Source organism: Butyrivibrio sp. FCS014 (assembly GCF_000526935.1).
Lineage (GTDB): Bacteria > Bacillota > Clostridia > Lachnospirales > Lachnospiraceae > Butyrivibrio.
Genome location: NZ_JAHA01000019.1, coordinates 1,142,902 through 1,157,276, shown reverse-complemented (window position 1 = coordinate 1,157,276; position 14,375 = coordinate 1,142,902). Strand labels below are relative to the sequence as shown.

Here is a 14,375-nt window from a genome sequence, read left to right as displayed (position 1 = left end):
TTCAAGGAAAGGAGATTCTAACCATGAGCAACAATGAGATGAACACCAAAGCAATGTACAAACTGTCCTACGGTCTGTTTGTCTGCACTGCCAAGCAGGGCGACAAGCTAAACGGATGCATAATCAACACGGCAGTTCAGGTTGCATCAGACCCCAACCGCATTTCCATTGCTATCAACAAAGCAAACCTCACCCATGACATGGTAAAGGAGACCGGAAAATGCAACATCTCGGTTATCAGCACGGATGCCGGATTCAGTCTGTTTAAACACTTTGGTTTCCAGACAGGAAGAGTTGTAGATAAGTTTTCTCCTGACCTTCTAAAGGACCTTGGAGATGACCCTGCTGATATCTGCAAGATGGCAGACAATGGTATCCCTTATATCATCCTTGGCACAAACGCTTATTTCTCTTTGAAAGTTGAGAAGGAAGTGGATCTTGGCTCTCACACACTGTTTATCTGTGAGCCGGAATTTATGACGATTCTCTCAAGCACTCCTTCCTGTACTTATGAGTACTATCAGAATAACATTAAGCCCAAGCCCCAGCCTGTCGGAGAGACACCTAAGGGACAGACCATTTGGCGCTGCACCATCTGCGGCTATGAGTATGTGGGCGAGGAGATGCCTGACGACTTCATTTGTCCTATCTGTAAGCATGGCAAAGAGGATTTTGAGAAACTGTAAGAAGGAAACTTAAGATGAGTACCGTTATTTTTTCCATAGTGTTTTCATTTTGCATGTCTGTAGCTAGACAGATTGATAGCGAAGGTAAACTGACTGTTCCCGATGCCGGGGACATAGCATGGTTTATCGCTCTTGCTGTTGGCTGCTTTGTAGCGTGCAAGATTCTTGGAAAAGCGGCAACGCTACTTAGAGAAAAATTGCTTTCCGGAAGCCGCGAAGATAATACTAACGTTTTACTTTGGAAAAGACTTATTCCGGTATTCATCTTTCTGACTCTGGCGTATGGTATTGTTCTTTGGGGAGTATACCCCGGCTTTTTTGTTTATGATGCCTGCACAGAGCTTATGCAATTCATTAAGGGAACAAATACAACCTGGCATCCATTGTTTCATACATTTGTCATGGGTAAGGTAATTACCTGGGTTTATGGATTTAATGAGAACTACAATCAGGGTATTTTTGTGTATCTCCTTATACAGATGCTGGTAATATCGGTAGGGTTCACCTACATTTATTCAGAACTGATAAGGTATAAGATACCTAAAGCAATCAGGATCATATGCCTGGTGCTGCTTGCCTTGTTTCCGCCTATAGTCATGTATGTACTGTGTTCGGTTACGGATTCGCTGTTTTCGTTTTTTGTAATAATGTACACAGTGCAGCTTATTGCTCTTTATTGTACTCCTGAGGTATTTAAGAGACAGCCATATAGATATGCACTATTGCTGCTGTTTACTCTTATGATATTGCTATTCAGGAAGAACGGTATTTACGATATTATCGTGTTTATGCCCTTCCTGATATTTATGGGCAAAAAAGAATACAGAATAAAGCTAGCGATAACTTCAGTGATAGCCATAGTGCTGTTTGTCCTTATCAATAATACTCTGATAACCGGGATGAATGCTCGAAAGACAGGGCAGCAGGAGGCTTTTGCAGTACCTATCCAGCAGATTGCAAGAGTATATAAGTATTATCCGGAGAGCTTTGAGGAAGAAGACCTTAAGTATCTGGCTTCTTTGCAGGATATGTCAAGATGGACCATGTATAACGATAAGATTGCAGATGCTGTTAAGGAGTATGTTGATGGAAAAGCCATCATGCAAGATCCGTTAGCGTTCCTTTCTCTTTACTTTAAACTGTTTACCAAACATCCTGTAACATACGTTAATGCCTGGCTTTTGACGAGCTATGAGATGTGGTATCCTGCGGCTATCTTTGATTGTTATAGTGGCTCCCAATACGAGGAAGTCTGCTACTTTGGCTATATAACAGAGAATCCCGGGTGGAGAAATCTTGCGGAGAACTATATAGATAAGGTTTATAGGGCGATATCTGTCAGGATGTGGCCTCACAAGATTCCAATCATAAGATTCATATGGACTCCCGGATCATGGCTCTGGCTTTCGATTGCGGCTTTGATGTACATAAGGAAACATGGCAATAAGAACTTTGGGAAAGCGTTTGTCTTTGTATACATCGTTTATCTGACAATGCTTCTTGGACCTGCTTCTTTAGTCAGATACGTGGCATATATCTTTGTCATAGCACCAATAATACTATGTGGCATTTTCCTTCCGGATGATCAGACTGAATGATTTATTTTAATGCATAACGGTACGCCGTATGTGGTATACTGATATTGCATTTACTGTTGAACGTATTATTGCTTTCAGAAGGAGGACTTTCTTATGAAGTATGTATGCAATGTATGTGGCTATGTCTATGATGAGTCAGCAGGCGATCCCGATAACGGCATTGCTCCCGGAACAAAGTGGGAAGAGCTTCCCGATGATTTCGCATGCCCGCTCTGCAGCGTAGGCAAGGATCAGTTTACTGCTCAGGAATAAAACTTAATAGTTGAGAATTATCAAATTTAAGCCATAGTGATTGTGCTAGCCACGGCCACTATGGTTTTTTTGCAGACTATGAGGACTAAAAATGCTGGAATTTTATAAAGGTAAAAGAATCTTCATAACAGGCCATACCGGCTTTAAGGGCGGCTGGCTCTGTAAGGCGCTCTCAATGGCAGGAGCTGAAGTATACGGATATGCCCTGGATCCGCCAACGGACCCAAGTATGTTCGCACTTCTTAAGCTGGAGAAAGAGATACATCACAAATACGGAGATATTCGAAAAAGAGATGAGCTTATAAGTTACATGCAGTCGGTCAAGCCTGAGCTTGTTATCCACATGGCTGCTCAGCCATTGGTGCGGGCTTCTTACGATGATCCTGTCCTCACCTATGAGACCAATGTCATGGGAACCGTGAACATTTGCGAGGCAGTACGTCAGACAGAAAGTGTAAGGTCCTTTTTGAATGTGACAACAGATAAGGTTTACAAGAATGTTGAAAGGCAGGAAGGCTACCGGGAAGATGAGCAGCTTGACGGCTATGACCCGTATTCCAACAGTAAGTCATGCTCGGAACTTGTGACCCACAGCTATGTAAACTCCTTCCTGAAGGATAAGGTTGCCACATCTACAGCCAGAGCAGGTAACGTAATAGGTGGAGGAGACTTTGCGGCAGACAGGATCATTCCTGATTGTGTAAGAGCCACCATGAAGGGGGAAGGGGTTGCTCTTAGGAATCCTGACTCAGTAAGACCCTACCAGCATGTGCTGGAGCCGCTTTCAGCATATCTTCTTATATTGCAGAAACAGTATGAAAACCCCGAATTTGCCGGTAGTTACAATGTCGGCCCGGATTATTCTGACTGTCTTACTACAGGACAGCTGGCAGATGCCTTTTGCAGTGAATGGAACAAAGCGGTGAGAGGACCAATGGCATTTGAAGCTTTCTGGTTTGCTCAAAAACAGGAATACGCACCACATGAAGCCGGACTCTTAAGACTTGATTCAACAAAGATTCACGAGACTCTTGGATGGAAAACTAAGTGGGATTCGAAAACAGCTGTCAGCAAGGCTGTTGAATGGTATGTGAATTACGCTACGAATAAAGATTTAACAGAGATTACGAAGGGTCAGATACAAGAATACTTCAATATCTGATAATAAGAGGGACAAATGCCAAAATGGAATAATGAATCTGAAGCAAGGCAGGAAATTTTAGACCTTGTGGGAGAATACTATAAGCGGTTTAAAAAGCCTAAGCAGGATGCACCATATACTCCCGGAGAGCGCATATCCTATGCAGGCAGAGTATATGATGAAAAAGAGATGCAGGCAATAACCGAGACAGCTCTTGACTTTTGGCTTACTACGGGACGATTTTGCAAAGAATTTGAGGATAAGTTTGCCAAGTGGATAGGAGCAAAGTATGCACATCTTGTAAACAGCGGATCATCGGCAAATCTTATTGCCTTTATGGCGCTTACGTCTCCTGAACTTGGAGAGAGACGTATCCGAAAAGGTGACGAAGTAATAACGGTTGCAGGCGGATTCCCAACGACCATCAATCCTATAATCCAATACGGAGCTATTCCTGTATTTGTTGATATGACTGTTCCTCAATACAACATAGATGTTACCAAGCTTGAAGAAGCATACAGCTCGAAAACTAAAGCAGTATTCATAGCCCATACTCTGGGCAATCCTTTTGATATCAGGGCAGTAAAAGCATTTTGCGATATGCACGATCTGTGGCTTGTAGAGGATAACTGTGATGCTTTGGGTTCTAAATACACTTTAGATGGAACTACGAAATTTACAGGTACCTTTGGCGATATAGGTACCAGTAGTTTCTATCCGCCACACCATATGACCATGGGAGAGGGAGGTTGTGTATATACTGATAATCCTCAGCTTAACAGGCTTATCTTAAGCTTCAGAGACTGGGGCAGGGATTGTATATGTGAATCCGGACAGGACAATATGTGTGGTCACAGATTTGACGGAAGGCACGGTGAGCTGCCTGAAGGATATGACCACAAGTATGTATACAGTCACTTTGGATATAACCTGAAAGTCACCGAGATGCAGGCGGCCATCGGGTGCAGGCAATTGGAGAAATTCCCGGACTTTATAGAGAAGAGAAGGAAAAACTGGAAGACACTTCGCGATGCATTAAAGCCTGTTGAAGATAAGCTTATCCTGCCTGAAGCATGTCCCGATTCAGAACCAAGCTGGTTTGGTTTCATGATGAGCATCCGACCCGGTAGCGGCCTAAAGAGAAAAGATGTCATTAAGTACATTGAAAATCACAATATTCAGACAAGACTTTTGTTTGCGGGGAATATCATTCGTCAGCCACTTTTTGATGAGATACGTGATACCGATGCTTACCGAATTTCCAGGATTCTTTCCACTACCGATTTCATCATGGAGAATGCATTTTGGGTTGGCGTATACCCCGGAATGACTGAAGAGAAGCTGGACTACATGGCAAAAGTTATTATCGGTTCATGTGGTTGCTTTACTTGAATAAAGGGTTTATAATAGTCACTAAATTTATAAACTCATGATTCTTCATGAAATTATTTCCTAGAAGGGGAGGAATGAAATGGCAGCAAAAGTTACTACAAAGATTGAACTTCAGTATGGCGATAAGCAGATCACAGAGGACCAGCTTGTATCATTAGCTAAGAAGGCTTATGGCAAGAAGGACATCAAGTCCCTTGACATCTATGTTAAGCCTGAAGAGAGCAAGGCATACTACGTAGTAAACGGCGATGTTAACGGAAGCTTTGATCTTTAATTAGAATTCAGATTTAAACAGAACCATAGACAGGCGGATGAGTTATATCATCCGCCTGTTTTGCTCTTATGTTATAATGGAATAGTCTGTATGAAAGCATAGGAGAATAATGAATAATAAAGTGACAACAATAGCATCTCTTAAGGGATTAAAGGGTTGGCTAATATATTCCATCGTTATATTTCATGTTTTTGGTAGTAAGGGAATTCTTACAAATGTCTTTTTGCCTTTTAAGCTATACGGGGGGTATCTTGGGAATTATACATTCTTTATGCTTAGTGGTTTCTTAACAGCGCATTCTTTCTCTTATAATGGGATATCTGAACGGTCGTTTTTTCCATACTTGGTTAGTAAATTAGTGAGATTTTGGCCATTATATGCTTTATGTAATTTGTGGCAGGTGGGATTTTTAGTTTATGATTCCGGCTTTGCGTCTATAGATATATCTAGATTATTACTATCTTTGATTATGCAAACAGGTGGAGCCTCTACCGATATGTACCCTTATGTGGTCCCGGGATGGTTCCTATGTACCTTGATGGTTTGCTTTGTTATTAACTATTTTGTTTGTTATATATGTAAGACCAATCGTAAGTACTATATTTGGTTTAGTCTGGGGCTATTTCTTTGGGGAATCTTTTTATTGAACGCTAACCTGAACCTTCCTTTTTGCTATGTTCACGATGGGGAGGGCATAACATGCTTCTTTGGTGGAAGCATTTTATATGAAATTTATCATTTTATCCGTAAGTATAGATTTGTATTATACGTGTTATCGTTTTTGAGCGCTATCTGTTTAACATTAAATTCGCTGTTTATAATAAGGGATATCAGATTTCTATTTATCTTTTTCATTGCTCCAAGCTTGATACTGTTGTCTATCGAAGAAAAGATGATAACCAATATACTGAGTTGTGGATTATCGCAGTTTTTGGGTGGAATCAGTATGAGCGTTTATTTACTTCATTATATAAGTCCATTAGTGTATATTCCCAATGCTTTTTCACACTATACAGTAGGTTTTGCAGTATATATTCTTATAATAATTATTGTATCGTGGGTTGTTACTAAAATATCGTCTTACAGATTATTGAAGAAGATACCATTCGTAAGTAAGGTAATTAGATGATATTTGATTTGTGTTTGTGAATAGGTATAATACATAGAGAAGGCTTAGACAATATGCCTTCTCTATGCTTTTTTATATTAAACTTTTTGAAGGAAGGTAAGGTAGATGGAGAAGCTTGCAATACATGGTGGAAATCCAGTTAGAGAAAAGAAGATATTCTATGGAAGGCAATGGATTGGAGATGATGATGTTGCTCTTGTGACATCAGCTCTTAAGGGAGACCTAATAACCTGCGGCCCATATGTTGACGAGCTTGCCAAGGAATTGTGCAGAGTAACTGGCGCTAAGTATGCTGTTCCTGTAGCAAACGGAACAGCTGCACTTCACTGTGCGGCTATAGCAGCCGGGTTTAGTGAGGGAGATGAGGTAATCACGACTCCTCTTACGTTTGCTGCATCAGCAAATTGTGTCAGATATGTTGGAGCAATGCCTGTATTTGCCGATGTTGATCCAGAAACCTACAATATAGATCCAGACAGCATTGAAAAGTGCATCACTGAGAGAACCAAAGGAGTTATAGCAGTAGACTACACGGGACAGGCTGTAGATCATGATAGAATCCGTGCTATTTGTGAGAAACATAATCTTACATTTATCATAGATGGTGCTCATGCAATTGGTACTAAGTATAAAGGCCAACCTGAGGGCTCACTTGCTGATATGACCTGCTTTAGTTTCCATCCGGTTAAAACAATCACTTCCGGTGAAGGCGGAGCAATCACAACAAATGATCCGGAGCTTTATAGAAAGCTTATTCTTGCTTCCCAGCATGGCATTACGCATAACCCTGCAGAATATGTTGAAGAACCGGAAGGCCCCTGGGTATATGAGATGCAGGAATTGGGCTTCAATTATCGGATGACAGACTTTCAGTCTGCGCTTCTGATAAGTCAGCTAAAGAAATTGGAAGAATTCTCTGATAGAAGGCAGGAGATTGTTGATAAGTATAATCGAGCATTTTCTGTGATGCCTGAGATAATAGTTCAGAAAGAGATTCCGGAGTCAAAGACCACAAGGCACTTATATATCCTGCAGCTTAACTTTGATAAGCTTAGCTGTACCAGAAGAGAGTTCTTTGATGCTATGGCAGCGGAGAATGTTCAATGCCAGGTACATTATATGCCTGTGTATTGGTTCCCTTATTACCAGAAACTTGGATTTAAAAAAGGATTATGCCCTAATGCAGAGAAGATATATAAGGGAATTATGAGCATCCCACTTTATCCAATGATGACTGATGAGGATGTTGAGGATGTGATTAAGGCTGTTAGGAAGATTGTTGCGGCATATCGTAAGTAATAGAGAGAGTATTTATGAACAGAAAGAACCGTTATCCTATTAGAAGAGTTTTCATACTGGATGAAATTGCAATAATTGGGGCATTGCTGATCGCACTTGCTATTAGATTTCCTAATATGTTAGGAAGGTGGCACCTGATATCTGATGGATTCTACGTAACCTTTTGTTTAACGCTTTGCCTTTTCAATGTAATGGTATTTCTTTTGTATGACAATAGAAGAAAACCTATATTCGAACAGGATCCTATAGAGAATTTTATGACTGTGGTTAAGAGTAGGAGTATGCTGTTGGCTCTATCACTTCTGTACCTTTATATTGTTCAGAAGAGCAAACAGTCATCTAGGGCTGTAGTGGGTGTTTCTTTTGCGGTGTGCATTATTTTATCATATGTGTTGAGAATGCTCTATAGGAGACATCATCTGAAAAAGTATGGGCACTTGTATTCTCATAATGTACTAACGGTCCATGAACCTTATCCAAACGAGAAAGACTTCATCAACGCCATAACTAGTGACAATTATGATGGTATTCTAATTTGCGGAGATTCATCTGATTCAGAAGTACAGGGAAAACTTGTTTCAGTGGCAGAGAAGGTTGGGATACGGACATATTGCACTATTAGTAGTATGGGATATATGGTTAGACCGGGTATTATTTCAGATATTTCTGAATACGCTTCTGTTCCCGCATTTATAAGAGCAGATAAATTTCCAGTATTTGGAGTAAATTATTCTATAGCAAGAACCGAAGAGGCAGTTCTTCATGTTATGAGGCATATTAAGGAGCTTGCGGGGCAGTATATATGCTTTTCAAATGTACATACTTCTGTAATGGCGAGGGAGAATAATGAATATGCCAAAATACTTAATGGAGCAGCTTTTATTTTCCCGGATGGAAGCCCAATAGCAATTCTTCAAAGAAAAAAGGGAATAGAAGGTGCTGAACGTGTGGCTGGACCTGATTTCATGGAGCATATGTTCAGAAATACTATGGATGGAAGCATATCACATTTTTTCTATGGCTCGAGTCAGGAAACAATAGATGCATTAAAAAACAATCTTGAGAAAAAGTATCCGGGAATTGTGATAAAAGGTTTGTATTCACCTCCATTCAGAGAGTTAACCCCAGAAGAAGATTCTGCTGATGTTGATATGATCAATTCATCAGGAGCGGATATTATATGGATTGGTCTTGGAGCCCCAAAGCAAGAAAAATGGATGCAAGCTCATAAGGGTCAAATCAATGGCATCATGATGGGAGTTGGAGCTGGCTTTGATTTTCATGCAGGGACTATAAAAAGAGCGCCTATATGGATACAGAAAACTGGACTCGAGTGGTTGTATAGGCTGTTTCAGGATCCAAGAAGATTGATAAAGCGATATGTTATTACTAATGTTAAATTTTTTCTTTTTCTTATGGCAGATACAATTTCGGGGCGACAGAAAAGAGCTGATGAACATAGAAACAAATAGAAGGTGTATAAAGTAATTGTGTAATGTGTGGACTAACTAAGTTTGTTGATGAGAAGAAAAAGTGATAGTGCCAATGGTGACAAATCTGACTCTAAGACAAGAGCATGATAAATAATTGCAAATTAATAAGAAAGTAAAAGGAATTCTTCTGTTTGGACATAAAGAGGAGAGGTAATATCAATGAAAAAAGTAATGTTGGTCTTTGGAACAAGGCCAGAGGCAATTAAAATGTGTCCACTTGTGCTGGAACTGAAGAAAAGAAAGTCGATACAGACGGTTGTGTGTGTGACAGCACAGCATCGTCAGATGCTTGATCAAGTTTTGAAAACTTTTGGTGTTGTTCCGGATTACGATTTGAACATTATGAAGGATCGGCAGACGCTTTTTGATATTACGACCGGAGTATTGAACGGAATCAAAGAGGTACTGGAAGATGTTAAGCCTGATGTGGTTCTTGTTCATGGAGATACATCTACAACCTTTGTGACCGCTTTAGCTTGCTTCTATTTACAGATCCCGGTCGGACATGTAGAGGCTGGTCTAAGGACTTACAATATCTATAGCCCTTATCCAGAAGAGTTCAATCGTCAGGGCGTGGGTATCATAAGCCAGTTCAACTTTTCTCCGACACCTTTATCAGCTTCTAATCTAATTAAAGAGGGGAAGAAGAAGAGTAGCATCTACATCACTGGTAATACTGTAATCGATGCAATGCAGCACACGGTAAAAGAGAACTATACACATCCAGAACTTGATTGGGTTGGTGATGGGAAACTTATCTTTATAACAGCTCACAGAAGAGAGAATCTTGGAGAGCCTATGCACCATATGTTCCGAGCTATCCGTCGTGTTCTTGATGAACATCCTGAGTGCAAGGCTGTGTATCCAATTCACATGAATCCAGTGGTGCGTGAGGCTGCAGAACAGGAACTTGGTGATTGTAAGCAGCTTCACATTATTGAACCGATAGAAGTCTTTGATTGTCACAATTTTGAGGCAAGGAGCTTCTTGTGCCTCACAGACTCTGGTGGAATTCAGGAAGAGTGTCCCAGTTATGGAGTGCCAGTTCTCGTTATGCGTGATACAACCGAGAGACCAGAAGGCGTGGATGCTGGAACTTTGAAGTTGGTTGGGACTAACGAGGAGATAATATATAAAACTTTTAAGCTACTACTGGAAAATAAGGCTGAGTATGACAAGATGAGCAAGGCTTGTAATCCTTATGGTGATGGACATGCTTGTGAGCGTATCGCAGATGTGTTAGAGGGCAAAGAATACAGCCCTTGGGAACCTAGATGATTTATTTAAGGAAGATGATTATGGCGGATTGGACACCTGCAAAGCAGGAAAAAATTCTTGGGAGTAATAAGCGAATAACGATTTTAAACACTACTATTGATGTGCTTAACGTAAAGGATACCATCAAACTTGTTGAACAATATGTGAAGCAAAAAGAACCGCTTCATTTGATGGGAGTAAACGCTGATAAGATTAACGAGCTGAACGAAAATGAAAGACTAAAGCAGATAGTTAATAGTTGTGGCATTATCAATGCTGATGGTGCATCAGTTATTATTGCAAGTAAATACTTGGGTATGTCGCTTCCGGAGCGTGTGGCTGGTATTGACCTTATGCAGAGTTTGGTAAGACTTAGCGAGAAGAGAGGATATTCAGTATATCTTTTAGGTGCTAAGCAGGAAATTGTGGAGAGGACAGCAAAAGTACTTAAGAAAAAGTATCCAAATCTTAATCTTGTAGGGATACATAATGGGTATTTCAAAGAATCGGAGTGGCCAGAGATTTCTAAAGAATTAAAATCTCTCGATCCGGATTTTGTGTTTGTGGGAATCACAAGTCCTATGAAAGAGTATTTGATTGAATTTCTTCAAGACGATGGAAACGATGGAGTTTTCATGGGGGTTGGAGGAAGCTTTGATGTTATCTCAGGTGCAATCCCTCGTGCACCTAAGTGGATGCAGAGGATGGGGCTTGAATGGCTGTTTAGAGTTATTCAGGAACCGAAGAGGTTGTTTAAACGATATTTTGTTGGTAATTGGGTATTTATTAATGCTATCAGGAAGGAAAAGAAAGAAAATAATAAGAAATGAAGATACTACATATTTCACGCACAATGGGGCAAGGTGGAGCTGAGAAAGTGGTCTTTCAGTTATGCAAAGATAATAAAAGAGATCAGCAATTTGTAGCATCGTGTGGAGGTGTATACGTAAATGAGCTTGAAAATGAAGGAATAAAACATTTTACAATTCCTGATATGGATATAAAAAATCCGTTAATGATAGTAAAGACTTTTATTATTTTAAATAAGGTAATTCGTAAAGAAAGAATACAAATACTACACTCGCACCACAGGATGGCAGCTTTTTATGCTAGGCTTCTTCAGATAAGCAATAAATCGTTGAAACATGTATATACCGCACATAACGTTTTTTATGGGAAACAAGCATTTATGAGATTTGCATTATCAAAGGCGAACATAGTTGCGTGCGGTAAAACGGTAAAAAAAAATCTTGTTGACGAGTATCGTCAAAAGGAAGAACAAATTACAGTAATTTGCAATTCAGTAAGGATTCCAGAGATTATATTCGATTGTAATGACAACTTGGGAACTAATGCCATCCTTATTGGTTTTGTCGGAAGATTATCGGAACAAAAAGGTGTTGACCTGTTTCTAAAAGCATTCAAAATTGTGTTGCAAAATGTGAATGATATAAAAGCTGTTATTATTGGTGATGGTGAAGATAGAGAGAAGCTTGAGAAATTGTCTAATGAGCTAGGAATTGATGAACATGTGCTTTTTCTGGGCTATAGAAAAGACATTTATTCATTGATCAAACGAATGGATTTTATAGTCCTGCCCTCAAGATGGGAAGGGTTTCCTCTTACACCGATAGAAGTTTTTTCTATGAAAAAAACTATTATAGTTTCAGATATTCCCAATAATCTTGAAATAGTTAATCCGGGTTATAATGGTTTGTGTTTTGAACAGGAAAATATAACAGATTTGGCAGATAGGATAATTGAACTGATAACAGATGTTGGTAAGCTTCATAAACTAGAGGCAAATGCATATAAGGATTATATACAGACTTATAATTATTCAAAGTTTATCGCTGATTATCAAAATGTTTATGATAGAGCGATTGAATAACTGTATGAGGAAATGAAAAAAAGATGATACCTAAAATAATACATTATTGTTGGTATGGCTATAATAAGAAAAGCCCAATAATAGAAAAATGTATCGATTCCTGGAAAAAAGCTTTTCCGGATTATGAAATAATAGAATGGAATGAGAAAAATACAGATTTAGATGAGTGCTCATATGTTAAGAAAGCCTATATGGAGAAAAAATGGGCGTTTGTTTCAGATTATGTGAGAATGAAGGTGCTATATGAGCAAGGCGGTATGTACTTTGACACGGATGTTGAAGTACTAAAAAGGTTTCCAGACGAACTATTCGAACTTGATTCGTTCTCTGGAATCGAGGAGTTTTCTAAGCTTGTTAGTCCAGGGCTCGTTCTAGCATGTAACCCAGGTAATAGAATTATTAAGGAACTATTGGATGAGTATAAAAATTCAGATTTTGTAAATGAAAGAATTGAAGATATAAAAACGGTTAATCTTCGCATGACGGAGAAGCTAGAGAAAAAAGGATACAAGAAAGAGAACATAAAACAAATAGTATCTGGTATGACGATTTTTCCCAGTAGTGTATTTTGTGGATATGATGCTGAAAAGAGAACTATAAAAATAGAAGCGGATACACTATCAGTTCATCATTATGCACATTCTTGGTTTCCGTGGTATAGAAAAGTACGAATGTTTTTTGGAACGGTATATAGAAGAATGAAATATGGTTTAGCGACAAGGCTGAAGAAATGAGAATAGTATATTCACTTTTGATTATCTGGGCACTTTTTAATGGCATATTTATTTCAAAGTTTAACTTCCCCAGAATAGTAGGTTATTGGGATGAACTATTTACGATTTTTTTATTATTCTATTTTCTGCTACGGATAGGTAAAAGAGGGAGATTTAAGAATCTAGATAACAAGAAATTACTAATAAAAGTAAGTATGATTATCATAATCGGTATTTTAGGAAATATCTATTATCGATATACCAATTCGATGGAAGCAATAATTAGGGACATTGTCGGATTTATAAAATTCCCAATTCTTTATGTTGCATTATGTGAAAGTCAAATAAACAAAATGTTGTATAAGCAGAATTATCGTTTGAAGAGGTTTTACAAAGCTTATTCTGTAATTCTATTTCTTTTTGGAATATTTTCTATTTTTGTTAACACAGGCATGAATCAAGTTGAGTATAGATATGGTTTTCACCCTTTTATGTTTCTATACGGACATCCTACAGGTCTTGTGATTGCTATAGTAATTCTTATGGTATTGATGAATACATCCGAAGATAGGAAAGAGTTTACAGCATACTATATAATTAATATTTTAACATTGGTCTTAACATTTAGAACTAAAGGAATTGCCATTGCTGCACTTTTTTTGTTTTTGAAGTTTTCTGCAGGATGGTCAAAAAAGCTTAGGTTTATTTATTGGGGGGGAGCGGCTTTTGTTGTAATTTTAATATTGTGGAGTAAACTTTCGTTGTATATGTCATATACGGGATCAGGAAGACAGTCATTATATGAGGGGGCGCTTACATTGGCTCGCATGTGTTTTCCAATAGGAAGTGGATTTGGAACGTATGGTTCTCATGTATCAGGAAAGTTCTATTCTAAGGTGTATGATTTTATATATATTCCGGAGGTAAATTTTTTTACAAGCGATTTTTCAAGAGCAATTCTTGGAGATGTTGGATATCCATATTACTTGGGACAATTCGGAGTATTTGGTTTTTTGATAATGATAAAACTGTTGATTGATCAATTAAGAATATCGATAGGTTCAAAAAAGAGTGGAAGAAAAATGAATTTAAGTATGTTTATCTTGATAGCGTATTGTTTCATTGGATTAACAGCGGAGTCGACTTTGTTGAACTTTGGTGCGGAATTAGCAATAGCTTTATCTATTACAAGACTAAAAGAAAGCGATGAAGTTAGACCTGTAGTAAGCGCGATACGGAGATGATTAAAT

Annotated in this window: 14 protein-coding genes; all 14 read left to right on the top strand. The window is 38.8% G+C overall.

Annotated features, from left to right (window positions below; translation table 11 throughout):
- The first annotated feature begins 38 nt into the window (after positions 1-38).
- The 14 genes from T456_RS20665 to T456_RS0117750 all read left to right on the top strand — a co-directional run bounded on the left by T456_RS20665 (position 39) and on the right by T456_RS0117750 (position 14,369).
- Positions 39-686 (top strand): flavin reductase family protein, encoded by a 648-nt coding sequence (locus tag T456_RS20665; protein WP_035802671.1) that lies wholly within the window; start codon positions 39-41, stop codon positions 684-686.
- A 14-nt stretch (positions 687-700) separates the two neighbouring features.
- On the top strand, positions 701-2,284 hold the full coding sequence (locus tag T456_RS0117810; RefSeq protein WP_024867355.1) for a DUF6020 family protein: 1,584 nt from the start codon (positions 701-703) through the stop codon (positions 2,282-2,284).
- Positions 2,285-2,377: 93 nt separating this feature from the next.
- Complete coding sequence (locus tag T456_RS0117805) at positions 2,378-2,536, top strand: rubredoxin (RefSeq protein WP_024867354.1); 159 nt, start codon at positions 2,378-2,380, stop codon at positions 2,534-2,536.
- Between the two features lie 91 nt (positions 2,537-2,627).
- Positions 2,628-3,698 carry a CDP-glucose 4,6-dehydratase gene (gene rfbG, locus T456_RS0117800; RefSeq protein ID WP_024867353.1) on the top strand — a complete coding sequence of 357 codons (1,071 nt, stop codon included), beginning with the start codon at positions 2,628-2,630 and terminating at the stop codon, positions 3,696-3,698.
- A 15-nt stretch (positions 3,699-3,713) separates the two neighbouring features.
- Positions 3,714-5,069 carry a lipopolysaccharide biosynthesis protein RfbH gene (gene rfbH, locus T456_RS0117795; protein ID WP_024867352.1) on the top strand — a complete coding sequence of 452 codons (1,356 nt, stop codon included), beginning with the start codon at positions 3,714-3,716 and terminating at the stop codon, positions 5,067-5,069.
- Between the two features lie 79 nt (positions 5,070-5,148).
- On the top strand, positions 5,149-5,343 hold the full coding sequence (locus T456_RS0117790; protein WP_024867351.1) for a DUF6465 family protein: 195 nt from the start codon (positions 5,149-5,151) through the stop codon (positions 5,341-5,343).
- Positions 5,344-5,452: 109 nt separating this feature from the next.
- Positions 5,453-6,472, top strand: coding sequence for an acyltransferase family protein (locus tag T456_RS24385; RefSeq protein WP_024867350.1), 1,020 nt, complete (start codon positions 5,453-5,455; stop codon positions 6,470-6,472).
- Between the two features lie 105 nt (positions 6,473-6,577).
- The gene (gene pseC, locus T456_RS0117780) at positions 6,578-7,771 is read left to right on the top strand and encodes a UDP-4-amino-4,6-dideoxy-N-acetyl-beta-L-altrosamine transaminase (RefSeq protein ID WP_024867349.1); all 1,194 of its coding nucleotides are present in this window, start codon (positions 6,578-6,580) and stop codon (positions 7,769-7,771) included.
- A 14-nt stretch (positions 7,772-7,785) separates the two neighbouring features.
- Positions 7,786-9,243: a WecB/TagA/CpsF family glycosyltransferase gene (locus tag T456_RS23315; RefSeq protein WP_024867348.1), complete on the top strand. Its 1,458-nt coding sequence runs from the start codon at positions 7,786-7,788 to the stop codon at positions 9,241-9,243.
- Positions 9,244-9,423: 180 nt separating this feature from the next.
- The gene (gene wecB / locus T456_RS0117770) at positions 9,424-10,542 is read left to right on the top strand and encodes a non-hydrolyzing UDP-N-acetylglucosamine 2-epimerase (protein ID WP_024867347.1); all 1,119 of its coding nucleotides are present in this window, start codon (positions 9,424-9,426) and stop codon (positions 10,540-10,542) included.
- Positions 10,543-10,562: 20 nt separating this feature from the next.
- The gene (locus T456_RS0117765) at positions 10,563-11,351 is read left to right on the top strand and encodes a WecB/TagA/CpsF family glycosyltransferase (protein WP_051465051.1); all 789 of its coding nucleotides are present in this window, start codon (positions 10,563-10,565) and stop codon (positions 11,349-11,351) included.
- The gene (locus T456_RS0117760; RefSeq protein ID WP_024867345.1) at positions 11,348-12,412 is read left to right on the top strand and encodes a glycosyltransferase family 4 protein; all 1,065 of its coding nucleotides are present in this window, start codon (positions 11,348-11,350) and stop codon (positions 12,410-12,412) included. The genes T456_RS0117765 and T456_RS0117760 overlap by 4 nt, the downstream gene beginning before the upstream one ends.
- Positions 12,413-12,435: 23 nt before the next feature.
- On the top strand, positions 12,436-13,146 hold the full coding sequence (locus T456_RS0117755; protein ID WP_024867344.1) for a glycosyltransferase family 32 protein: 711 nt from the start codon (positions 12,436-12,438) through the stop codon (positions 13,144-13,146).
- Positions 13,143-14,369 (top strand): hypothetical protein, encoded by a 1,227-nt coding sequence (locus T456_RS0117750; protein ID WP_024867343.1) that lies wholly within the window; start codon positions 13,143-13,145, stop codon positions 14,367-14,369. The genes T456_RS0117755 and T456_RS0117750 overlap by 4 nt, the downstream gene beginning before the upstream one ends.
- Positions 14,370-14,375: the final 6 nt, after the last annotated feature.

What these genes read in the sequence shown, in the direction of transcription:
- T456_RS20665 (WP_035802671.1), top strand. Translation starts at nt 39, where the DNA reads ATGAACACCAAAGCAATGTACAAACTGTCCTACGGTCTGTTTGTCTGC.
- T456_RS0117810 (WP_024867355.1), top strand. Translation starts at nt 701, where the DNA reads ATGAGTACCGTTATTTTTTCCATAGTGTTTTCATTTTGCATGTCTGTA.
- T456_RS0117805 (WP_024867354.1), top strand. Translation starts at nt 2,378, where the DNA reads ATGAAGTATGTATGCAATGTATGTGGCTATGTCTATGATGAGTCAGCA.
- rfbG (WP_024867353.1), top strand. Translation starts at nt 2,628, where the DNA reads ATGCTGGAATTTTATAAAGGTAAAAGAATCTTCATAACAGGCCATACC.
- rfbH (WP_024867352.1), top strand. Translation starts at nt 3,714, where the DNA reads ATGCCAAAATGGAATAATGAATCTGAAGCAAGGCAGGAAATTTTAGAC.
- T456_RS0117790 (WP_024867351.1), top strand. Translation starts at nt 5,149, where the DNA reads ATGGCAGCAAAAGTTACTACAAAGATTGAACTTCAGTATGGCGATAAG.
- T456_RS24385 (WP_024867350.1), top strand. Translation starts at nt 5,453, where the DNA reads ATGAATAATAAAGTGACAACAATAGCATCTCTTAAGGGATTAAAGGGT.
- pseC (WP_024867349.1), top strand. Translation starts at nt 6,578, where the DNA reads ATGGAGAAGCTTGCAATACATGGTGGAAATCCAGTTAGAGAAAAGAAG.
- T456_RS23315 (WP_024867348.1), top strand. Translation starts at nt 7,786, where the DNA reads ATGAACAGAAAGAACCGTTATCCTATTAGAAGAGTTTTCATACTGGAT.
- wecB (WP_024867347.1), top strand. Translation starts at nt 9,424, where the DNA reads ATGAAAAAAGTAATGTTGGTCTTTGGAACAAGGCCAGAGGCAATTAAA.
- T456_RS0117765 (WP_051465051.1), top strand. Translation starts at nt 10,563, where the DNA reads ATGGCGGATTGGACACCTGCAAAGCAGGAAAAAATTCTTGGGAGTAAT.
- T456_RS0117760 (WP_024867345.1), top strand. Translation starts at nt 11,348, where the DNA reads ATGAAGATACTACATATTTCACGCACAATGGGGCAAGGTGGAGCTGAG.
- T456_RS0117755 (WP_024867344.1), top strand. Translation starts at nt 12,436, where the DNA reads ATGATACCTAAAATAATACATTATTGTTGGTATGGCTATAATAAGAAA.
- T456_RS0117750 (WP_024867343.1), top strand. Translation starts at nt 13,143, where the DNA reads ATGAGAATAGTATATTCACTTTTGATTATCTGGGCACTTTTTAATGGC.